The organism is Prauserella flavalba (genome assembly GCF_003202235.1).
GTDB classification, from domain to species: domain Bacteria; phylum Actinomycetota; class Actinomycetes; order Mycobacteriales; family Pseudonocardiaceae; genus Prauserella_A; species Prauserella_A flavalba.
The window spans coordinates 631,353-652,546 of the sequence record NZ_MASU01000002.1 but is presented as its reverse complement, the minus strand read 5'-3'; the positions used below and the strand labels follow the sequence as shown (position 1 = coordinate 652,546).

The window sequence follows — 21,194 nt, the reverse complement described above, 5'->3', positions numbered from 1 at the left end:
GCCCACACGGGTGCCGGATCTTGCTCCGAACCGTGCCCCTTCGTTACTGTCCCGCAGTCCCCATTACGGTCAGGTCACGAACGGACATGGTGGGCAGGCCTCTCCCCGAGGCAGGCACGCCATCGAGCGGTTACCCCCGAAGCCGCTCACCGGGATCCCCCGCCCGGCGTCTGGCGATCTGACTCCCCGAGTAACGGAAGGCCCTGTCTTGGCTCGACACCGCTCCCCCGGCGGCCAAGCTCCTTCCCCGGCACTCGAAGACGCACTGGACGGTGCCGTCGTTCGTGTCCGGGGTTCACATAGGCTCCCCGCGCCCTCCTCGGCCCTGCGCGGCCGCGTTGTGGTCGCGGCTGTCGCCGCCGGCGCGTTCGCCGCAGCCGCGGCCGGACAGACTCTGCAAGCCGCCACGGGCTCCACTGACACGAAGACCGACGTGACGCCGCTGGCGAACGCTCGCGACGCGAGCGCCTCGTTCGGCATGGGCGGCAGCGCCCCGACTGGCGCCCCCGAGCTGCTGCAGGTGACCCGCTCGACCGACGCGTCGGCGGAGGTCCAGCGTCTCACCGAGAGCGCCGAGGTGACCAACGCCCGGCTCGCCGCCGAGGCCGAGGCCGCCCGCAGGGCCGCCGAGGAGGCCGCCCGCCCCAAGACCGTTCTGCCCGCCGAGGGCACGTTCACCTCGGGCTTCGGCGCCCGGTGGGGCACGACTCACTACGGCATCGACATCGCGAACAGCATCGGCACGCCGATCGTCGCGGCCGCCGACGGCACCGTGATCGAGGCGGGCGCGGCCAGCGGTTTCGGCCTGTGGGTACGCGTCCAGATGGACGACGGCACGATCCACGTCTACGGGCACGTCAACGACTACTACGTCAGCGTGGGCCAGCGGGTGAAGGCCGGCGAGCAGATCGCCGAGATCGGCAACCGCGGCCAGTCGACCGGCCCCCACCTGCACTTCGAGGTATGGACCGCCGACGGCCAAAAGATCGACCCCCGCGAGTGGCTCGCCGAGCGTGGCGTCGAGGTCTGAGTCCACCTCAGTCCCGCCTCGACCGCTGATCCTCGGGTAACCGCCGCAGGAAGTACCCCACGGCGACCTGCCACACGGTGCACAAGCGCCGTCCGTGCGACCGTCCGCACACCCGGCATCCCCCGCGCTCCGTTCGCCCGTGTAGCCGCAACAGGAGCCGCCAGGCGGCGACGAGCCTGCCGACATCCGATGCCAGCGGCCCTCCCTCCGCCATCGCGCGAGCGGCCAGCTCGTCGAGAGAGCGGACCACGCCTTCGCCAATCGCCTGAAACCAGCGCTCCACACCGGTGACCCCCACTTCCGGAGCCGCACAGGCGACCCCGCCGTTCGAACTTGTGTTCGAAGAGAAGGTTAGCGTGGGGGTGTGACAGTTTCGGGGTCGCCGGAGCGGCTCACCCGAAAGAAGTACTAGAGCTTCACCATCGGCACGCTGCCGATGAGCATCAGCCGCACCTTGCCCGACGCACCGAAGTCGATGGTCGCCGTGGCACGCGGACCGGCGCCGTCGGTGGAGACCACCGTGCCGAGGCCGTACTTGTCGTGGCTGACCCGGTCGCCGACATCCAGCTTGAGGGCCACCGTGTCCTTCCAGCCGTCCTTCCAGCCCTTGAACGACGTGGTCCGCATGCCGCGCGACGCGACCCCGGCCTGCGCCGAGTCGTCCCCGAAGCCCGTCCTGCGGCCCCAGGTCGTCGCCGCACGCGGCGAACCACCGCCCGCACCCGATCCGTTGGACGGCGCGAGCCGCCGCCAGTCCACGAGCTCGGCGGGGACCTCATCGAGGAACCGCGAACCGGGGTTGGCCATCGGCTGACCCCACGCCGAGCGGACGAGCGCGCGCGAGACGTACAACCGCTTCCGCGCCCTCGTGATGGCCACGTAGGCCAGCCGCCGCTCCTCCGCCAGCTCCGCGGGCTCTCCGAGCGCACGCATGTGCGGGAAGATCCCGTCCTCCCAGCCGGTGCAGAACACGACGGGGTACTCGAGGCCCTTCGCGGTGTGCACGGTCATCAGCGTCACCACGCCGGAGTCCTCCTCACCGCCCTCGCCGTCGGGCGACGGGATCGAGTCGGCGTCGGCGACCAGGGACACGCGCTCCAGGAACGCGGGCAGCGAGCCGGGCTCGGGCACGCCCGCGGCGTCGTCGACCTCCTGCTCGGCCTCGGCCTGCTCCTCGAGCACCGTGTCGGCGAATTCCGTGAACTCCCGCGCGACCGTGACGAGCTCGTCGAGGTTCTCCAGCCGCGAAGCGTCCTGCGGGTCGTCGGACTCCTCCAGCTCGGCGCGGTAGCCGGTGCGCTCCAGCACCGCCTCCAGCACGTCGGCGACCTCGGTGCCGGAGTCGACCAGTTCATGCAGGCCGTCCATCAGCTCGACGAACCCCGCGATGCAGCGCTGCGAGCGCGGGTTCAGCAGCGGCACCTTGCCCGCGACGGCGTCCCGCAGCGCCGCGGCGAACGACAGGCGCTCCCGCTCGGCATGTGTCGCGACCACGGCCTCCGCGCGGTCGCCGATGCCCCGCTTCGGCACGTTGAGGATGCGCCGCAGGCTCACCGTGTCCTCGGGGTTGGCCAGCACCCGCAGGTAGGCCAGTGCGTCCCGCACCTCGCGGCGCTCGTAGAAGCGGACGCCGCCGACCACCCGGTACGGCAGGCCGAGGCGGATGAAGATCTCCTCGAACACGCGCGACTGGTTGTTGGTGCGGTAGAAGACGGCGACGTCGGAGTACTTCGCCTCGCCGCTGTCGGCCAGCGCGTCGATCTCCCCTGCCACGAACGCGGCCTCGTCGTGCTCGTTGTCGGCGACGTAGCCGACGATCTTCTCGCCGTCGCCTGACGACGTCCACAACCGCTTGTCGCGCCGGTTCGGGTTGCGCGCGATGACCGCGTTGGCCGCGGACAGGATCGTCTGCGTCGACCGGTAGTTCTGCTCCAGCAGGATCGTCCGCGCGTTCGGGAAGTCCCGCTCGAACTCCTCGATGTTGCGGATCGTCGCGCCGCGGAACGCGTAGATCGACTGGTCGGCGTCACCGACGACGCACAGCTCGGACGGCTCGACGCCCGACCCGGTCGGCTTCGTGCCCACGAGCTCCCGCACCAGCGTGTACTGGGCGTGGTTGGTGTCCTGGTACTCGTCGACGAGCACGTGGCGGAACCGGCGGCGGTAGTGTTCGGCCACGTCGGGGAACACCTGGAACAGCTCGACCGTGCGCATGATCAGGTCGTCGAAGTCCATCGCGTTGGCCTGCGTCAGCCTGCGCTGGTACTCGCCGTAGACCTCCGCGGCCCTTCGCTCGAAGTCGTTGGCCGCCTTCGAGGCCGCCGTCTCGGCGTCGAGCAACTCGTTCTTGAGGTTCGAGATGTGCGCTGCCAGCGTGCGCGCCGGGTAGCGCTTGGGGTCGAGGTCCAGGTCACGAGCGACCAGCGTGATCAGGCGCCTGCTGTCGTCGGCGTCGTAGATGGAGAAGTTCGACGACATCTCCAGCGTCTTGGCCTCGCGGCGCAACAGCCGTACGCACATCGAGTGGAACGTCGACACCCACATCGCGTTGGCTCTGCGCCCCACCAGCTCGCCGACGCGCTCGCGCATCTCGGCGGCGGCCTTGTTGGTGAAGGTGATCGCCATGATCTGCCCCGGGTGCACGTCGCGTGCCGCGAGCAGGTAGGCGATGCGCCTGGTCAGCACCCGCGTCTTGCCCGAACCCGCGCCGGCGACCACCAGCAGCGGCGGGCCGCTGTGCTCCACGGCGGCGCGCTGGGCCGGGTTCAGGTCGTCGAGCAGATCCGCGTACTTGCCCGGTTCCGAGGGGAGATCGAAGAGGGTGCTCATTGTGATTCAACGCTACCTGGGACCTCTGACGAAGTAGCCATGTGCCATACTCTCCGCGTGCAGTGCTACGCGTTTCGATTTTTCTACGGGACCCGGACTCCGGCTCCCGTGATCGCGTAGTGCCACACGGCCATCACAGCAAGCCCCGGAGTCCACGGACCCGGGGCTTTCGTCGGCTCTGGGCCCGATGTGGATCCGGACGCGACCGGAGGTGCAGATGAACGCGCAGACTCACGACGCCGACGAGACCACGGCAGCCGACATCGACGAGCTCCGCAAGGAGATCGACTGGCTGGACGCCGAGATCCTGCGGCTCGTCAAGCGGAGGGCCGAGGTGTCCAAGACCATCGGCGCCGCGAGGATGGCCGCGGGCGGGCCCCGCATCGTCTACAACCGCGAGATGGACGTGCTCGCCCGCTACCGCGAGCTCGGGCCGGAGGGCCGCCAACTCGCCATGGCGCTGCTGAATCTGGGCCGCGGCAGGCTGGGCCGCTGACCGCCCGCGAATCTCAGGGTGTTCCCCGAGCCGGGGCACCTTCGGATTCGGGCACACTGGACGCATGGACACGATCGTTCACCTGATCGCTTTCGTGATCGCACTGGTGAGTGTGCTCGCGGCGCTGGGCCACGCCGGCTACCTCGCCATGCTGAACAGCGCGGCGAACAAGCGGGCCGGCGGAGCGCCGATCGCGCAGTACGTCCGGTCGAGGTGGGGGGTCGCCGGAGCGACCACCGCCGTCTCGCTGATCGCCTTGCTGTTCACGGGTGGTGGCCCCGCGATGGACGTGATCGCGATCGTCCTCGCGGTGGGCAGCGGTGCGACGGCGGCGAAGGCGCTGCAGTCGACGCAGGCGAAGTACCGCAGCGGCGGCTGATACCACACGTGTACCTCGCCGGATGGGTGCGCCCAGAGGGGTGATATCCGGCGCTGGTTGGCGCCCCGGTACGCCGGTGGGGCCGAAAGGCTCCTAATGTGGGGCGAGTGAGAGTTCTCGCGAGCGGTCTGTGCGCCTCAGGGCGTTTCGCACGTGCAGCGTGCCGTGCAGCTGCTCGTGCTCTGACTGCTCCGATTGGTCTAACCGGGGCGGAATCCCCGTCAGGCCGGGCTCTTCGGAGGGTCCAGTCGACATGAACGGCAGGGCCGACTCCACGAAGCGCCGCGTCCCGTACTCCGATCAGCCGACCGTAGCCGAGGGCAGGCGCAGGCACGCGCCGGGGGCTGGAACCTGGACCCCCTCGGTGCCAGCCAAGCCCCGTCACCACCACCGTCGCGACGGCTCCGGCCGGGCCGCACCCGCGGGCCCCGCCTCCGACACGCCGTTCAGCGGCTCGCTCCCCGTTCCCCCGGCACGTCCCGCCGAGTTCGCGGCGTCGCGCGGCGAGCTGCCGATTCCCGCCGTGCAGCCCGCGGTGGAGCAGGAGGAGACCACCGCCTCGATCGAGGCCGTCGTGGACACGCCCGTCGGCGAGGGCACGACCGTCCGCAGGAAGAAGATCACGCTCACCACGTGCGAGCGGCCCGCGCGCCAGCCCGACGACGAGGCACGCGTGTACGTCGCGCCACCTCCCGACGGGCTGGGCAAGTTCGACCTCGGCTCGGTGCCCGCGTCGGTCACCCCACCGAAGAGCTGGCGCAAGGCCGCGTGGTTCGCGACCATCTCCTCGGGCGGCGTGGTGGTGGCCATGCTGGTGGCCGGCACCGTGCTCGTCGGCCAGCCGCCCGCGGAGCGGGCGGCGATCGAGGGCTGGCCCGACCGGCACGGCGGCGTCGCGCCGCTGCTGCCCCACGAGGGCTACGCCGAGGACGACCAGAGCGTCACCGACGACGCCACGCCCACGTCCAGCGCCGACGACTCCTCGTCGTCGCCCAGCTCGGAAGAGGACCCCGACACCCCGGCCGGGCTGCGCTCGTCGTCCGAGGTCGACGAGACGACCACGCCCGAGCAGGGCTCCAGCCGGCCGACGCTGACCACGAGCGCAGGGCCGACCACGTCGGAGCTGCGGAAACCGCCGGTCACCCCCGCGCCGACGTCGCGGGCCAAGCCGCGGTACATCACGGCCCCGCCGTACGACGCCGATCAGCTGGGCCAGACCTCCCAGGACTTCTTCAACACGGTCACCGAGGACCCGGCCACCGCGTACGCCATGACCACCGGCGAGCTCGCCGCCGAGGGCGAGGAGGGGCTGCGCCAGAAGTACGCGAACGTCGCCTACTTCGAGGTGAAGCACGTCTACATCGACCAGAACGAGGGGTACACGATCAACACGGTCGAGGTCACCCATCCCGACGGCACGACGACCGAGGAAACACGCAAACTCGTCTTCGCCGACGACGAGAAGATTTCGAACGACGGTCAGTAGAGGAAACGATTCCCGACCGCTTTCCCAACCCCCGAACAGGCGCTTCACCTGCGAATGCACGGCGGTTTCGCACATTCTGGTGCACGTGCAGTGCGCCGAACGGTCACATATTGCTCTACGTGGGTGACACGTTTTGCCGTTCGTCGTGTCGGCACGACAGTCCACCGATCGAGTCTGGTGACGGGACGCGCGGCACGGTTACCTGAAACGCGAGGGGTCCGAACTCCGAGTCCACGAGACGAAACTGACGAGGGCCAGCAGTGCACGACCGGCGCCACGCATCCGAGCCGACCATCGCGGTCGAGGACGTCATCAGCGACGAGATCCTCGCCGACGAGCTGGTCGACGACGAATACCTGCGTGAGGTCTTCCGCGAGCCACGCAGGTACCTGCCGCCGCCCGGCACCCGCGCCGAGCGGCCCGAGGACGACCCGCCACCGGAGCCCGAGAAGCCGTTCGCCCGCCGCGCCAAGCTGGCGGCCCTGCTGGTCGCCGTGGCGCTGCTCGTCGCGTCGATCATCATCGCCGCCTCGATGGCGGGCCAGAGCGAGTCACAGGGTGAGGACGTGGCCGAGCCGCTCGAGATCACCGGAGCCGCCGCGCTCGGCGGTTTCACGCTGGCCGGCCAGGACGGCAAGGGCGGAGCCTCCGCGGACACCCCGGTGGTCGACGACGCCGCCCCGGTCTCGGGCGGGAAGGACGCGATCGCCCCGGCCGGTGAGGTCAGGACGGTCTCGCAGCAGGACGACAGCGGCGAGGGCGGCGCGGCGGGCACGCCGGCGCGCGGCAACGGCAAGGTCAGCACCGTGCGTGAGTTCTACGCGCTCGTGAACAGCTCCCCCGACCAGGCGGTCCGGCTGCTCGGCCCCGCGCTGGCGGCCGAGCGCGACACGCTCGTGCGGGCCTGGCGGTCGATGGAGTCGGTCGAGGTCGAAGAGGTCCACGAACAGCGCGACGGCTCCGTTCGCGCCGTGGTCACCATGATTCCCCAGCGGGGCGAGGCCGTGCGGGTCACACAGCAGCTCGACATCGGCGGCGGACGGGACGGCCGGATCCGCGAGGTGAAGCTCCTTTCGGCGCAACCCTACTGACCTCAGCGGCGTCTACCACATAGGAGCACTGGCGCCGTGTCCGAGAGTGCCGCCTTCGTGTGCGCAGAGTAAGCGGCCTAACCTGTCACGAGTCGGTTTCGGTAATCCGGCACACAGCCGGCCGGGTTGTGCCTACGCTCCACCCCTGCTGACGGAGCCCCGAAGGAGGTCGCGTGAGCGACGAGGGTCGCCTGGTCGCCGGCCGCTACCGTGTCATCAAGCGGATCGGTACCGGTGCCATGGGTGCGGTCTGGCAGGCGCAGGACGAAGTGCTGCACCGCACGGTCGCGATCAAGCAGCTCCTGCTGCAGCCGGGCCTCGAAGATCACGAGGCGGAGGACGCGCGTGCCCGCACGATGCGTGAGGGCCGGATCGCGGCCCGCCTCCACCATCCCAACGCGATCAGCGTGTTCGACGTCGTCACCGACGACAACGGGCAGCCCTGCCTGATCATGGAGTACCTGGCGTCGACCAGCCTCGCCCAGGAACTCCAGCAGCGGAAGACACTCCCCCCGATCGAGGTAGCCAAGATCGGCGCCCAGGTCGCCGCGGCGCTCAAGGAGGCGCACGCGGTGGGGATCGTCCACCGCGACATCAAGCCCGGCAACATCCTGCTCGCGGGCAGCGGGCTCGTGAAGATCACGGACTTCGGCATCTCCAGGGCCAAGGACGACGTCACCGTCACGAAGACCGGCATGATCGCCGGCACGCCCGCCTACCTCGCGCCCGAGGTGGCCATCGGCGGCGACCCCGGCCCCGAGTCGGACGTCTTCTCGCTCGGCTCCACGCTCTACGCCGCGACCGAGGGACAGCCGCCGTTCGGGCTCAGCGAGAACACGCTGAGCCTGCTGCACGCGGTCGCCGCGGGGCAGATCAACCCGCCGCGCCAGTCCGGCCCGCTGACCAGCGTGCTGGCCGTGATGCTGCACCCCGACACCCGGCACCGCCCCACCGCCGACGAGTGCGAGGAACTCCTCGCCGCGGTCGCCAGGGGAGAGACGCCGCTCGGCGGGGCCGCGGACGACGCCGACGCCACAGCGGTACACCCCGCGATCGGCGGCGGCACCGCCGTGCTCGGTGCGGCCGGCGCCGGAGCGGCGCTCGGCGCGGCCTCGGCCGACGACGACTACGTGCCCGCCGGTCACTCGGGCACGCTCGGTGAGGACGTCGGCGGGTACTACGACGCCCAGCCGGACGACCGGTACGAGCCCGCGAGCGGCTACCCCGACGAGGACTACGACGGCTACGGTCGCGCGCAGGGCGGGCTCGAGGCCACCCGTGCCGTGCCCGCGGGCGGTTACGGCGACGGTTACGACGACTACGACCACGCGCGTCCCTACGACGACGAGCCGCCCGCCGAGGACGAGCCCAAGAAGTCGAACTGGAAGCTGCCCGCGCTGGCGGGCAGCATCGTGGTGCTGGGCCTCGCCGCGTTCGCGATCTGGATCTTCGGCAGCCCCGGTGGCAGTGACGCCGAGCAGAACCAGGACCAGCGTCCCGTCGCCACTACCTCCAGGGTCTCGCTGACCACCACCACGCCTCCGCCCACGACCACCACGACCGAGGAGTCGACCGAGGTCGTCGAGACGGAGACGTACGAGGAGGAGTCGGAGTACGTGCCGCCGCCGGTCGAGGAGACCGAGCCGTCGTACGAGCCGGAGCCGACCACGGAGCCCGAGCCCGAGCCGACGTCGGAGATCCCGTCCTCGACGCTGGATCCGGAGCCGCCGACGACGGAGCCTTCGCCGCCGTCCTCGGCGACCCCATGACGGTACGACCCTGTTGATGCCGGTTTGACCGGCGTTGCGGTACAAGGGGCTGCGTGAACGACACAGAAGGTGCTCTCGTCGGTGACCGGTACCGACTGGACCAACCCATCGGTCGGGGGCGGGCCGGAATCGTCTGGCTCGCCTTCGACACGATGCTGCACCGGACCGTCGCCGCGAAACGTCTCTACATCGAACCCGACCTGCCTCCCGATCGTGCCGAGGAGGCGAGGGAAGCCGCGCTGCGCGAGGGACGGCAGGCCACGCGCATCCTGCACGCCAACGCCATCACCGTGTACGACGCGTTCCGCGACGGCGACGACGTCTGGCTGGTCATGGAGTACGTGCCGTCGCGCAACATGGCCGACTTCCTCGCCGAGTACGGGCAGCTGACCCCCGAGCAGGCCGCGTTCCTCGGCGTGCAGCTCGGGTCGGCGCTGGCGGTGGCGCATGCGCTCGGCGTGCCGCACCGCGTCGTCGAGCCGAGCAACGTGCTGCTGGCCGACGACGGCGGCGTCAAGATCACCGACATCGGCATCGCGGGAGGACCGCCCGACCCCGCCTACCGCGCGCCCGAGGTCGCGAAGGGCGAGCCCGCCACGGCGGGAGCGGACACCTACTCGCTCGGCGCCACGCTGTTCGCCGCCGTCGAGGGCGCCCCGCCGTTCGGGCCGGAGGGCACGAGCGAACCGACCGTGCCCAACCGCACCGGGCCGCTCACCGGGGCGCTGTTGAAGATGCTGCGCACGGACCCCGACCTGCGCCCGACGATGGCTGACTCCGTCACCGCGCTCAAGGCGATCACGCGGGGCCAGGACAAGGGTTTCGTCCCGCCGACCGCACCCGCCATGCCCACCGTGCCGGTGATGCCCAGGCCACCGAGGGTGCAGCCGCAGGCCCCGGCGCCCCGGCCGCCCAAGCAGCGCAGGCCGGGGCCGCGTGTGCGGCCGTGGCAGTGGTGGATCGTGGCGGTGGTCGTGGTGACGATCATCGTCGTCGGGATCGTTCTCGCGATCTAGCGCTTCATCGCGTCGAGGAGCACCCGCACCGCCGGGTTGTCGCGCGCGTGTGCGGCGACGGCCGCGTAGATCACCCGCACCGGCGAGGGCCTGCGAACCTTCCGCACCACCACGGCCGGATGTGGTGCGCCCAGCGCGAGTTCCGGAATGAGCGAGACCCCGAGCCCGGCACCGACGAAGCCCTGCGCGGTGGCGTAGTCCTCCGACTCCACCACGAAGTTCGGCGCGAAACCGGCCGCCCCGCACGCCTGCAGCATGATGTCGCGGCACGGGCCCGGCGGCCACTCGTTGCCGACCCAGGGCTCCTCGGCGAGGTCGGCCAGATCGAGCAGGCGTTTGCGCGCGAGCCGGTGGCCCTTCGGCAGCACCGCGCGGTACGGGTCGTCGAGCAGGTGCACCAGCTCGACGCTCTCCGCCGGTGGTTTCGACCGGGGGAACACCACGATCGCGACGTCGGCGTGGCCTGCCTCCACCTCGGGCAGCGGGTCGTCGGGCTCGACGAGCTTGAGGTCCACCTGGATGTCGGGCAGTTCGCGGCGCAGTGCCGTGACGGCGGGCGGCACGAGTGCGGCGCCCGCCGTGGCGAAGTAGCGGATGGCGAGCCGTCCGGTGCGGCCGTTCTTCAGGTCGGCGAGCGCGGCCTCGGCCTTCGCGAGCTGGGTGCCGAGCACCTCGGCGTGTTCGGAGAGCAGTTCACCGGCCGGGGTGGGCCGCACGCCGCGGCCGTTGCGTTCCAGCAGGGCGGTGCCCGCCTCGCGTTCGAGGGTGGACAACTGCTGGCTGATCGCCGAGGGCGTGTAGCCGAGATTGCGGGCGGCCTCGCTGATCGAGCCGCTGGTGATCACCGCGCGCAGCACCTGCATCCGCCGAACGTCCAGCATCCCGTCACCTTACAGTTCTGCTTAAACCCCTTGCAGCACAATTCGCTTGTTCTTATGCCTGAGCAGGACGAACCTGGCGTCGTGGGAGAAACGAAAACCCTGCTCCGTATGGGCGCGCTCGCCCTGATGTGGGGCTCCAGCTTCCTGTGGATCAAGCTCGCACTCGCCGCGTTCACCCCCGTCCAGCTCGTGCTGGCGCGGCTGGTGCTCGGCGCCGCGGTGCTCGTGGTGCTCTGCTTCGCGGCGAAGGACCGGCTGCCACGGTCGCGGCGCATCTGGGGGTACCTCGCCGTGGCGGCGCTCTTCCACAACGCGCTGCCGTTCCTGCTGTTCGCCATCGGCGAGCAGACCGTCGACTCCGGCGTCACCGGCGTGCTGAACGCGACCACTCCCCTGTGGGCGCTCGCGGTGGCGCTCGTGTGGCGGGTGGAGCGCCGGCTCTCGGCGGCAAGGACCGCCGGCCTCGGGCTCGGCCTCGCCGGAACCATCCTGATCTTCGCGCCCTGGGAGTCCTCGGGACTGCTCAGCTGGGGTGCCGTGGTGATCCTCGCCGCGGCCGCGAGCTACGGCTTCGTGATGGTCTACGAGGGCAGGTTCCTCGCCGACACCGGCGCCTCACCGGTCGCGCTCGCCGCCGCCCAGATGATCACGGCGAGCGGGTTCCTGCTGCTGGCGGTGCCCGTGGGCGGGCTGAGCCCGATCCACCTCGACGGGACGGCCATGATCGCCGTCGCCGTGCTCGGCGTGTTCTCCACCGGCATCGCGTTCGCGCTGAACTACCGGCTGATCGCCACCGAGGGCGGCGTCGCCACGTCGACCGTCGGGTATCTGCTGCCGGTGGTGTCCGTGCTGCTCGGCACCGTCTTTCTCGACGAGGAGCTCAACGCGCGGGTGATCGTCGGCATGGTCGTGGTGCTGGCCGGTGTCGCGCTCACCCGCGTGCGCAGGCGGGTCGCCGTGGTGAAGCCCCCGCTCGTGGAAACGCCCCGGTGACGCTCAGACGAGCCTGCGGTCGGAGGCCCAGCGGGACAGCTCGTAGCGGTTCGACAGCTGGGTCTTGCGCAGGACGCTCGACACGTGCGTCTCCACCGTCTTCACCGAGATGAACAGCTCCGACGCGATCTCCTTGTACGCGTAGCCCCGCGCGAGCAGGCGCAGCACGTCCCGCTCGCGCGGGGTCAGCAGGTCCAGCTCCGGGTCGCTGATGGGCTCGGAGCCGGGGCGGTCCGCGAACGCGTCCAGCACGAAGCCCGCGAGTCTCGGCGAGAACACGGCATCGCCGTCGGCGACCCGGACGACCGCGCGCACCAGCTCCTTCGACGAGATCGTCTTGGTGACGTAACCGCGGGCACCGGCGCGGATGACCGCGATGACGTCCTCGGCGGCGTCCGACACCGACAGGGCCAGGAACACGACTTCGGGCAGCTCGCTACGCAGCCTCCGCAGCACCTCGGCGCCGCCGCCATCGGGCATGTGGACATCGAGCAGCACCACCTGCGGGCGCACGCGCGTGATCCCGGCGACCGCTTCGGCGACCGAGCCCGCCTCGCCGACGACGCGCACCTCGTCGGTGATCGACTCCAGCTCGGCGCGCACCCCTGCGCGGAACAGCGCGTGGTCGTCGACCAGGAACACCGTCACCGGCTGTCTGGTCTGCTGCTCGTCTGTCACCTTGCCCCCTGAGACGTCTTGGCTGTGGTCTTGCGCGGCATCTCCAGCTGCACCTCTGTGCCCTCACCGGGAGCGGTGCGCAGCCGGACGCTGCCGCCGTTGCGCTCCATCCTGCCCCGGATGGAGTCCGCGAGGCCATGCCGGTCGGCGGGAACGGTGTCCGGGTCGAAGCCCTTGCCCCGGTCGCGGACGAACACGGTCACGGAACCGGGCTCCACCTCGGCGTAGACACTGACCTCCTCCACACCGGCGTGCTTGGCGGCGTTGACGATCGACTCGCGGGCCGCCTGCACGAGCGCGGCCAGGCGCTCGTCGAGTTCGGTGTCGCCGACCACGACCTGCTGCACCGAGATCGCGAACGCGTCCTCCACCTCGCCGCACGCGGAGGCCACGGCCTGCGACAGCGTCCCCAGCGACTCGGCGGCAGGCTGCTCCTTCGGTTTGCCGTAGCCGTTCGGGCCGTAGAGCCAGCCGCGCAGCTCGCGTTCCTGTCCCCGCGCGAGCCGGGCGACCTCTCTCGGCGACTCGGCCTGCTTCTGGATCAGGGCCAGCGTCTGCAGCACGGAGTCGTGCAGGTGGGCGGCGATCTCGGCCCGTTCCTCGGTGCGGATGCGGGCCCTGCGCTCCTCGCCGAGGTCGCGGACCATGCGAAGCCAGAACGGAACCGTGAGCACGGCGACGCCGATGAGCGTGGCAAGCACCGCGATCAGCGCGAACTGCATCTCTCTGAGGCTGCTGTCGCGCAGTACCAGCACACCGATCGCGGTCATCACGAGCGCGACGCCCGCGAAGATGCGGACGGCCGCCGACCAGCCCCCGCCGCCGAGCACGGCACCAGCGACGCCGGAGCGGGCGCCGGTTCGCCAGCGGCGCCGCTGCGACTCGTCGGCCTCTCGCCACACCACGGCGGCACCGACGAGTGCCACGGCGATCGGCAGGCCGACCCAGCCGGTGAACATGCCGGTGATGGCTCCCCCGGCGACGGTGAGGCCGACGCCGAGTGCGAGGAGCCCGAACGCCTGTTGCCGTTCCCTGGCGGACTCGACCTTGACCGGCTCGTCGCGTGACTGCTGCGGCGCGAAGACCCAGAGCAGGCCATACACGACGAGCCCGAGCCCGCCGAACGCCGCCAGCACCGCGAACGTCGCGCGCACCCACAGGACCTTGACCCCGAGGTGGTCGGCGAGCCCGCCCGCGACACCGGCCAGCACGCGGCCGCCTCGACGGCGGTACATCTTGGGCGGGGCACCGGGCTCCGCGACGGCCCGCGACGGGGTGGCGGTGACCTCGGCGCGCTCGCCTGCGGGCGGCGCCACGGTGACCGCGCGCTCCTCGGTGGGCTGTTCCTGCACGTCATCCATGTTCACAGAGATCGGAGGCGGTTTCATCAGGGAAACCCCTGACCTGACCCCCACCCTGATCCCGGTGTCGGCAAAGTCAGGGGTCTTCCCCGATGCGGCGGGCGGGGCTTCGACCGCATCCTCGATGTCATGAGTGGCGCGACGAACGCCTCGAAGCACATCGAGGGCTTCGAGGACACGGTGAAGGACTTCTGGGAGAGCAGGCCGAGACGGCCGCACCAGGGCCGCAAGCTCGCGGGTGTGGCCGCGGGCGTCGGCTACCGCTACGGCGTCGACCCCGTGGTGATCAGGGTGGCGCTGGTCGCCATGACCATCTTCGGCGGCGTCGGCATCAGCGTGTACCTGCTCGGGTGGCTGTTCCTGCCCGGTGAGGACGACGAGGTCTCGGCCTTCGAGCATCTCATCGGCAAGGGCCAGAGCTCGGTGTCGAAGGCGTTCGCCGTGGTGCTGTGCGTGGTGCTGCTCCCGTCGTTCGGGTGGACGTTCGCGGGCAACTGGTTCGACGGCGGCGGCTTCATCGGGGCGGCGCTGCTCGTCACCGCGCTGTACCTGCTGCACCGCAGCAGGGGCCACCTGAACCGGCCCGCCCCCGTCCAGCGCATGGCCGCCGCCACCGGCTACGACGTCCACGGCGGGCAGACCACGCCGTACGGCTATGCGGCGGCCACCACGGGCACGGCACCGGCGCCCGGGTCGTGGGACGCGCTGGGTGCCGCGCCGCTCGGCTGGGACCTACCCGCGCCGCCGTCCGTGCCCGAGCCGCCTGCTCCCGTTCCGCCGGAGCCCCGGCGCCCGAGGTCGAAGGTCGGGCTCGCCACGTTCGGCGTGGCGCTCGCGGTCGGCAGTGTCGGCGCCGCCATCGCCGCCAACGACGGAGGCTGGTTCACGGCCGCGCACGTACTCGGGCTGGTGCTCGGTGTGCTGGGTACCGGGCTCGTCGTGGGATCGTTCCTCGGCGGCGGCCGCGGCCTCGTCTGGCTCGCCGTGCCACTCTCGGCGGCCGCGCTGTTCCTCACCAACGTGCCGGTCGACAACTTCCGCGGCGGCCTCGGCGATCTCGACGAACGGCCGACGACGGCGGCCGAGGTGAAACCGGTCTACGAGCGCGCTGCCGGGACGATCGAGCTCGACCTGCGGCAGCTCTCCGACCCGGACGAGTCGGTGGACACCGCCGTGCGCATGGGCACCGGCAACGTCACCGTGCTCGTGCCGCGTGACGCCGACGTCGCCTACACCTGCGACGCGGGAGTGGGCAACGTCGAGTGCCTGGGCCGCACCCAGTCCGGCATGGGGATCGAGCCGATGCGGGGCTTCGACCCAGGCCCCGACGGCCCCGGTGGCCAGCACATCACCCTGAACGTCCAGTCGGCAGCAGGAAACGTGGAGGTGTCCCGTGGCTGAGCAGGAGAACCGGAGCGTGGAGCAGCGCAGGCCGGCGGTCGACCTGGTGACCCTCCTCGCCGGGATCGCCACCCTGCTGGTGTCTGCCTACGTCCTGTCCGACGGGCAGAACTGGTTCCCCACCGTGGACCTGCGGTGGGTGCTGGCCGGTGGAGCCGTGCTGGTGGGGACGCTGATGCTGATCGCGTCGATGCGCGGCGGCCGCAAGCGCGACTGACGCACAACGGAAAGCGGGCCGGGTGGCAGCAGCCGCCCGGCCCGTTTCCGTGTCAGAGGGTCAGAGCATCAGGTGAGCACGTCGGCGACGACGAGCACGATCCCGATGAGCGTGGCGGCGATGACGCCGACCGCGAGGAGCTTGTGCCGCTTCACGCGGTCGTCGCGCAGCTCCTGCTCGGTGCGGGTGGACAGCAGGAAGTGGCCGCCGTTCTCGGGCTTGCCGATCACGAGCGGGCCGATCCTGTCGTGCACCTCGCCCAGGATGTAGAGACGCCTGCCGGGGCGGATGACCCATTCCCGGTACTGGTAGCCGATCGTGGTGCTGTTGTTGCCCAGCACGAACTGCGGCAGCGTGAAGCCGAACAGCACAGGCGAGCCGTCGTTTCCCCGGTACGGCTCGAAGCGGTTGACGGTCTGCTCGACGCCGTCGGGCTTAGTCCCGTTGGGGTCGACGCCGATGGTGCGCCGCTGCTCGTCGATGAGCGCGTAGCCCTCCCACGACGTGTGGTTGGCGACCTGCTCGGTGCGCTTGCTGCGGTGCCGTTTGCCGTCGCGGTACTCGACAGTCTCGTACTGCCGCTCGATCTGGTAGCGGTACCAGACGCACTCGGTCTTGGACAGCTCCGAGGTGAGCAGCCCCTCCGGCCTGGGGTGGGCGGCGCCGACGACCTCGGCCACCTTGCGGAACGAGCCCTTGGCGCCGAGCTCGTCGGAGATGCCGCGCAGGCGTTCCAGCTCGGGGATCGACAGCGTCTCGGTGCCGATCATCGCGTGCAGCTCGCTCTTGGTGTGCCGCATGTAGAAGAACCCCGCGACGGCGGCCACGACGAGCAGCGCCCCTGCGATCCACATCAGCCGGTTACCCCCAGTTCAGCGGCGAGGTCACTCCCACTCGATGGTGCCCGGCGGCTTGCTGGTGACGTCGAGCACCACCCGGTTGACCTCGGACACCTCGTTGGTGATCCGCGTCGAGATGCGTTCGAGCACGTCATAGGGTAGCCGCGTCCAGTCGGCCGTCATGGCGTCTTCGCTGGAAACGGGCCGCAGCACCACGGGATGCCCGTAGGTGCGCCCGTCGCCCTGCACGCCGACGCTGCGGACGTCGGCGAGCAGCACCACGGGGCACTGCCAGATGTCGCTGTCCAGCCCGGCCGCGGTGAGCTCCTCGCGGGCGATCGCGTCGGCCGCCCGCAGCGTCTCCAGTCGCTCGGCCGTGACCTCGCCGATGATCCGGATGCCGAGGCCGGGGCCGGGGAAGGGCTGGCGGTGCACGATCGTCTCCGGCAGGCCCAGCTCGAGGCCGACGCGGCGGACCTCGTCCTTGAACAGCAGCCGCAGCGGCTCGACGAGCTTGAACTGCAGGTCTTCGGGGAGCCCGCCGACGTTGTGGTGGCTCTTGATGTTCGAGGTGCCGGTGCCGCCGCCGGACTCGACGACGTCCGGGTAGAGCGTGCCCTGGACGAGGAACTCTGCGTCGCCCGTGGCCTTGAGGTCGCGGGCGGACTGCTCGAAGACGCGGATGAACTCGCGGCCGATGATCTTGCGCTTCTGTTCGGGGTCGGTGATCCCGGCGAGCGCGGAGAGGAACCGCTCCCGGGCGTCGACGGTGACGAGCTTGACGCCGGTCGCGGCGACGAAGTCGCGCTCCACCTGAGCGCGTTCCCCCGCGCGCAGCAGGCCGTGGTCGACGAACACGCAGGTGAGCCGCTCGCCGATCGCCTGCTGCACGAGCGCGGCGGCGACGGCGGAGTCCACGCCACCGGAGAGCGCGCAGATCGCGTGCCCGTCACCGATCTGCGCTTTGATCCTGGCCACCTGGTCGTCCACAATGGACGCCGTGGTCCACTGCGGACGGATGCCGGCGATCTCATGCAGGAAGCGGCGGAGCACCTCCTGGCCGTGCGGCGAGTGGGCGACCTCGGGGTGGTACTGCACGCCCGCGAAGCGGCGTTCGACGTCCTCGAACCCGGCCACCGGGGCACCCTCGCTGGAGGCGGTGACCGAGAAGCCCTCTGGTGCCTTGGTGACGCAGTCGCCGTGGCTCATCCACACCGGGTGCCGCGCGGGCAGCTCCTCGTGCAGCGCACCGCCGGTGACGCCAAGCTCGGTGCGGCCGAACTCCCGGGTGCCGGTGTGCTCGACGTCGCCGCCGAGCGCCTGCGCCATCGCCTGGAAGCCGTAGCAGATGCCGAACACGGGCACGCCCGCGTCGAACAGCGCCGGGTCGACCCTCGGCGCGCCCTCGGCGTAGACGCTGGAGGGACCGCCGGACAGGATGATCGCCGACGGCTTGCGCTCCAGCAGCTCGTCGATGGTGGAGGTGTGCGGCACGACCTCCGAGTACACCTGTGCCTCGCGGACCCGCCTCGCGATGAGCTGCGCGTACTGGGCTCCGTAGTCCACGACGAGCACTGGACCTTCTGCCACTGCCGGACCTCCTGGCATTCACGAACGGGCACCTCCATCGTCGCAGGTGAGCTGCCCGGCGCTGAGCCCAGGTGGCCGTTACGGTCTGCACTATGGACGCCATCACACCGCAGCCGCGAGCCGCCTGGGTCGCCGGGCGCGCCGAGCACGGTGCCGGCACGTTCGCCGTCACGCACCCGTGCGACGACACCGAGGTCGCCACCGTGGCGCTGCCGGACTCCGACCAGGTCGAACGGGCCGTCGCCTCGGCCGCCGGCGCCGCCGCCACGCTGCGCCGCTCCCCCGCACACGCCCGCGCGACGGCGCTGGAGGACATCGCCAAGGGCCTCGCCACGCGAGCCGGCGAGCTCGCGGAGCTGATCACCGCGGAGTGCGGGAAACCGTTGCGCTGGGCCGAGGTCGAGGTCGCGCACGCCGTCGCGGCGCTGCGCTCGTCGGCGCGGGAGGCGACCCGCGCCGACGGCGAGCTGCACCGGCTCGACTCCGACGTCGCGGGCGAGCAGCGCATGGAGCTGGTGCGGCGCAGGCCGAGGGGACCGGTGCTCGGGGCGGTGCCCGCCCACTGCCCGCTCGGTGTCGCCGCACACACAGTGGCCGCCGCGCTGGCGGTCGGCGCGCCCGTGGTGCTCGCCCCCGACACGCGCGCTCCGCTCGGGGCGCTCGCACTGGGCGAGGTGCTCGCCGAGGCGGACCTGCCGGAGGGCGCGTTCTCCGTGCTGCCCTTCGAAGCCAGGAAGGGCACAGCCCGCCTGGCCACCGACCCCCGCTTCGCCGTGACCTATGCGGGCGCCACGGGCACCACCACGGCGGTGGTGCTCGCCGACTGGCCCGACCTCGGCGCGGCGGCGCGGCGCATCGCGGCCTCGGCGACGCAGGAGGCCGGGCAGGGCGCCCACGCGGTCCGCACGGTGGTGGTGGAGGCCGCCGTCGCCGACGACTTCGTCGCCGCACTCACCGACGCGATGCGGGCCCAGCCGACCGGCGACCCGTTCGACCCGGCGGTGTCGGTGGGCCCGCTCGCGACGGCGGATGCCGCCACGAGGTTCGCGGAATGGCTCGACGAGGTCACTTCCGGCGGCGCCAAGCTGCTCACCGGATCCGCGACGGAACCCACGCTGCTGCGGGGACCCGTCGCGGCCGAGCCGGTGCCAGGGCCGGTGCTCGTCGTGTCGGTAGCCGACTCGGCGGACGCCGCGTTCGAACTCGCCGAGGGAGCCCGCACGGGCGTGTTCACCCGCGACGTGACGCTGGCGCTGCGCGCCTCGGCCGAGCTCGCCGCCGACACCGCGGTGATCGGCGACGTGCCCGCCTACCGCCCGGACTCGGTGCGCGCCACGATGCGGGAGTTCGGCGTCGAGCGCGTCACCGTGCTCACCGGCGTCCCGCTGTGAGGGCGCCCGGCGCGTGGGCGGGCACCGCCGGGTTCTTCGGCGCGACCGGCTCCACGCGCCGGTAGGGCTCGTCCTGCGCGGGGCGAGGGTCGGCCTCGCCCTTGTTCGGCCACAGGGAGAACGCCCGTTCGGCCTGTGCGGTGATCGTCAGCGACGGGTTCACGCCGAGGTTCGCCGTGATCGCGGCGCCGTCGACGACGTGCAGGTTCGGGTAGTTGAAGACGCGGTGGTAGGCGTCGATCACGCCCTCGTCGGCGCTCGTGCCGATGGGCGCGCCGCCGATGAAGTGCGCGGTGAGCGGGATGTCGAAGATCTCGCCCCACGTGCCGCCCGCCATGCCGCCGATGTGCTCGGCGGTGCGCAGGTTCGCCTCGTGCCCGGCCTTGATGAACGTCGGGTTCGGCTCGCCGTGCCCCTGGCGCGAGGTGTAGCGCCTTCGCCCGAACAGCCCCCGCTTGGTGTAGGTGGTGATGGAGTTGTCGAGGCTCTGCATCACCAGCAGGATCACGGTCCGCTCGCTCCACCGATAGCCGTTGAGCAGCTTCAGGGTCTGCACGGGGTGGCGGGCGAGGAATCGCAGTGCCTGCCGCCAGCGCGGTACCTCGGAGCCGCCGTCGGTGGCGATGGTCTGCAGCAGGCTCATGGCGTTGCTGCCCTTGCCGTAGCGGACCGGCTCGATGTGGGTGGACTCGTCGGGGTGGATCGACGACGTGATGGCCACGCCCCGGCTGTAGTCCTTCTCGGGATCCACGGTCGTCCGGGCGGCCCCGATGATCGCCTCGGAGTTGGTCCTGGTCAGCTCGCCGAGCCGCGGCGAAAGCCGCGGCAGGGTGCCGGTGTCGCGCATGTCGTGCAGCAGCCGCTGCGTGCCCCACGTGCCCGCCGCGAGCACGACGTGCCGGGCGGTCAGTGTGTGGGTGAACCGGCGGGACGTGGTGCCGGTCTTGCGGACGTCGACCTCGAACGATCCTCCTCGCGGACGCACCGCGGTGACGGTGGTCAGCGGCACGACCTTCGCCCCGCCCTGTTCCGCGAGGTACAGGTAGTTCTTGACCAGCGTGTTCTTGGCGCCGACGCGGCAGCCGGTCATGCACGACCCGCATTCGGTGCAGCCGGTGCGCTCGGGTCCGGCGCCGCCGAAGTACGGGTCGGCGACGCGCTCACCGGGCTTGCCGAAGTACACGCCGACCGGGGTCGGGTGGTAGCTGTCGGCCACGCCCAGGTCGGCGGCGACCTTGCGCATGACCTCGTCGGACGGCGTGACCGAGGGGTTGGTGACCACGCCGAGCATGCGGCTCGCCTGGTCGTAGTGCGGCTCCAGTTCGGCGCGCCAGTCGGTGATGTGCGACCACTGGCGGTCGCGGTAGAACGGGTCGAGCGGGCGGTACAGCGTGTTGGCGTAGACGAGCGACCCGCCGCCGACCCCGGCCCCCGCGAGCACCATGACGTCCTTGAGCAGGTGGATGCGCTGGATGCCGAAGCAGCCGAGCGCGGGAGCCCACAGGTACCGGCGGAGATCCCACGACGTCTTGGCGAACTCGTCGTCGGCGAAGCGGCGACCGGCCTCGATCACCGCGACCCGGTAGCCCTTCTCGGTCAGCCGCAGTGCCGCGACGCTGCCGCCGAAGCCCGAGCCGACCACGATGACGTCGTAATCGGTCGTGGTGCCATCGCCAGTGATGGTGTTACGCGCAGTCACACGTAAAACTGTAGCTTCGGCCCGCTTTTCTGACCAGGGGTAAGTTAC

At 71.2% G+C, this 21,194-nt stretch carries 18 protein-coding genes; 11 read left to right on the top strand and 7 right to left on the bottom strand.

Translation table 11 applies throughout. From position 1 onward, the window contains the following. Positions 1 to 208 precede the first annotated feature (208 nt). Positions 209 to 1,030 (top strand): M23 family metallopeptidase, encoded by an 822-nt coding sequence (locus tag BA062_RS05535; RefSeq protein ID WP_110334908.1) that lies wholly within the window; start codon positions 209 to 211, stop codon positions 1,028 to 1,030. A 408-nt stretch (positions 1,031 to 1,438) separates the two neighbouring features. Here the strand turns inward: BA062_RS05535 and pcrA are convergent, their stop codons facing one another. Next, positions 1,439 to 3,859, bottom strand: a complete 2,421-nt coding sequence (gene pcrA, locus BA062_RS05525; protein WP_110334906.1) for a DNA helicase PcrA — start codon at positions 3,857 to 3,859, stop codon at positions 1,439 to 1,441. Between the two features lie 217 nt (positions 3,860 to 4,076). On the opposite strand from pcrA, the gene BA062_RS05520 reads away from it, so the two are divergent. From BA062_RS05520 to BA062_RS05495, 6 genes are all read left to right on the top strand, one after another. Further along, a complete protein-coding gene (locus tag BA062_RS05520; protein WP_110335042.1) occupies positions 4,077 to 4,355 on the top strand; it encodes a chorismate mutase in 279 nt (92 codons plus the stop codon). Between the two features lie 64 nt (positions 4,356 to 4,419). Beyond that, on the top strand, positions 4,420 to 4,734 hold the full coding sequence (locus BA062_RS05515; RefSeq protein ID WP_110334905.1) for a hypothetical protein: 315 nt from the start codon (positions 4,420 to 4,422) through the stop codon (positions 4,732 to 4,734). Positions 4,735 to 4,987: 253 nt separating this feature from the next. Then, a complete protein-coding gene (locus tag BA062_RS05510) occupies positions 4,988 to 6,220 on the top strand; it encodes a hypothetical protein (RefSeq protein ID WP_146240002.1) in 1,233 nt (410 codons plus the stop codon). 260 nt (positions 6,221 to 6,480) lie between these two features. Continuing rightward, positions 6,481 to 7,311 carry a hypothetical protein gene (locus BA062_RS05505; RefSeq protein WP_110334903.1) on the top strand — a complete coding sequence of 277 codons (831 nt, stop codon included), beginning with the start codon at positions 6,481 to 6,483 and terminating at the stop codon, positions 7,309 to 7,311. Between the two features lie 173 nt (positions 7,312 to 7,484). Further along, positions 7,485 to 9,080 carry a serine/threonine-protein kinase gene (locus tag BA062_RS05500; protein WP_110334902.1) on the top strand — a complete coding sequence of 532 codons (1,596 nt, stop codon included), beginning with the start codon at positions 7,485 to 7,487 and terminating at the stop codon, positions 9,078 to 9,080. Positions 9,081 to 9,133: 53 nt separating this feature from the next. Beyond that, positions 9,134 to 10,096, top strand: coding sequence for a serine/threonine-protein kinase (locus BA062_RS05495; RefSeq protein WP_110334901.1), 963 nt, complete (start codon positions 9,134 to 9,136; stop codon positions 10,094 to 10,096). Here BA062_RS05495 and BA062_RS05490 read toward each other — a convergent pair. Continuing rightward, the gene (locus BA062_RS05490; protein ID WP_110334900.1) at positions 10,093 to 10,977 is read right to left on the bottom strand and encodes a LysR family transcriptional regulator; all 885 of its coding nucleotides are present in this window, start codon (positions 10,975 to 10,977) and stop codon (positions 10,093 to 10,095) included. The genes BA062_RS05495 and BA062_RS05490 overlap by 4 nt on opposite strands. 81 nt (positions 10,978 to 11,058) lie before the next feature. Here BA062_RS05490 and BA062_RS05485 point away from each other — a divergent pair, with 81 nt between their 5' ends. Next, positions 11,059 to 11,970 (top strand): DMT family transporter, encoded by a 912-nt coding sequence (locus BA062_RS05485; RefSeq protein WP_110334899.1) that lies wholly within the window; start codon positions 11,059 to 11,061, stop codon positions 11,968 to 11,970. Between the two features lie 3 nt (positions 11,971 to 11,973). Here the strand turns inward: BA062_RS05485 and BA062_RS05480 are convergent, their stop codons facing one another. Together BA062_RS05480 and BA062_RS05475 are read right to left on the bottom strand one after the other, a co-directional pair. Further along, positions 11,974 to 12,648, bottom strand: coding sequence for a response regulator (locus tag BA062_RS05480; protein ID WP_110334898.1), 675 nt, complete (start codon positions 12,646 to 12,648; stop codon positions 11,974 to 11,976). Beyond that, a complete protein-coding gene (locus tag BA062_RS05475; protein ID WP_110334897.1) occupies positions 12,645 to 14,009 on the bottom strand; it encodes an ATP-binding protein in 1,365 nt (454 codons plus the stop codon). The genes BA062_RS05480 and BA062_RS05475 overlap by 4 nt, the downstream gene beginning before the upstream one ends. Before the next feature lie 129 nt (positions 14,010 to 14,138). Here BA062_RS05475 and BA062_RS05470 point away from each other — a divergent pair, with 129 nt between their 5' ends. Both BA062_RS05470 and BA062_RS05465 read left to right on the top strand, forming a co-directional pair. Beyond that, entirely contained in the window at positions 14,139 to 15,410 is a 1,272-nt protein-coding gene (locus tag BA062_RS05470) for a PspC domain-containing protein (protein WP_110334896.1), read from the top strand. After that, positions 15,403 to 15,627, top strand: a complete 225-nt coding sequence (locus tag BA062_RS05465) for a hypothetical protein (RefSeq protein ID WP_110334895.1) — start codon at positions 15,403 to 15,405, stop codon at positions 15,625 to 15,627. The genes BA062_RS05470 and BA062_RS05465 overlap by 8 nt, the downstream gene beginning before the upstream one ends. A 68-nt stretch (positions 15,628 to 15,695) precedes the next feature. Here the strand turns inward: BA062_RS05465 and BA062_RS05460 are convergent, their stop codons facing one another. Next, positions 15,696 to 16,481 carry an E3 ubiquitin ligase family protein gene (locus BA062_RS05460; protein ID WP_110334894.1) on the bottom strand — a complete coding sequence of 262 codons (786 nt, stop codon included), beginning with the start codon at positions 16,479 to 16,481 and terminating at the stop codon, positions 15,696 to 15,698. 30 nt (positions 16,482 to 16,511) lie between these two features. Beyond that, positions 16,512 to 18,056, bottom strand: coding sequence for a glutamine-hydrolyzing GMP synthase (gene guaA, locus BA062_RS05455; RefSeq protein WP_110334893.1), 1,545 nt, complete (start codon positions 18,054 to 18,056; stop codon positions 16,512 to 16,514). Between the two features lie 92 nt (positions 18,057 to 18,148). On the opposite strand from guaA, the gene BA062_RS05450 reads away from it, so the two are divergent. Next, the gene (locus tag BA062_RS05450) at positions 18,149 to 19,447 is read left to right on the top strand and encodes an aldehyde dehydrogenase family protein (protein ID WP_110334892.1); all 1,299 of its coding nucleotides are present in this window, start codon (positions 18,149 to 18,151) and stop codon (positions 19,445 to 19,447) included. Here the strand turns inward: BA062_RS05450 and BA062_RS05445 are convergent. Continuing rightward, a complete protein-coding gene (locus BA062_RS05445; protein ID WP_110334891.1) occupies positions 19,428 to 21,146 on the bottom strand; it encodes an FAD-dependent oxidoreductase in 1,719 nt (572 codons plus the stop codon). The two genes, BA062_RS05450 and BA062_RS05445, sit on opposite strands and share 20 nt — an antisense overlap. Between the last annotated feature and the right edge of the window lie 48 nt (positions 21,147 to 21,194).

Bases quoted from the DNA above. Each gene is read 5' to 3' on its own strand.
- BA062_RS05490 (WP_110334900.1), bottom strand. From the start codon at position 10,977: ATGCTGGACGTTCGGCGGATGCAGGTGCTGCGCGCGGTGATCACCAGC.
- BA062_RS05470 (WP_110334896.1), top strand. From the start codon at position 14,139: ATGAGTGGCGCGACGAACGCCTCGAAGCACATCGAGGGCTTCGAGGAC.
- BA062_RS05460 (WP_110334894.1), bottom strand. From the start codon at position 16,481: ATGTGGATCGCAGGGGCGCTGCTCGTCGTGGCCGCCGTCGCGGGGTTC.
- BA062_RS05475 (WP_110334897.1), bottom strand. From the start codon at position 14,009: ATGGATGACGTGCAGGAACAGCCCACCGAGGAGCGCGCGGTCACCGTG.
- pcrA (WP_110334906.1), bottom strand. From the start codon at position 3,859: ATGAGCACCCTCTTCGATCTCCCCTCGGAACCGGGCAAGTACGCGGAT.
- BA062_RS05510 (WP_146240002.1), top strand. From the start codon at position 4,988: ATGAACGGCAGGGCCGACTCCACGAAGCGCCGCGTCCCGTACTCCGAT.
- BA062_RS05515 (WP_110334905.1), top strand. From the start codon at position 4,420: ATGGACACGATCGTTCACCTGATCGCTTTCGTGATCGCACTGGTGAGT.
- BA062_RS05520 (WP_110335042.1), top strand. From the start codon at position 4,077: ATGAACGCGCAGACTCACGACGCCGACGAGACCACGGCAGCCGACATC.
- BA062_RS05450 (WP_110334892.1), top strand. From the start codon at position 18,149: ATGGACGCCATCACACCGCAGCCGCGAGCCGCCTGGGTCGCCGGGCGC.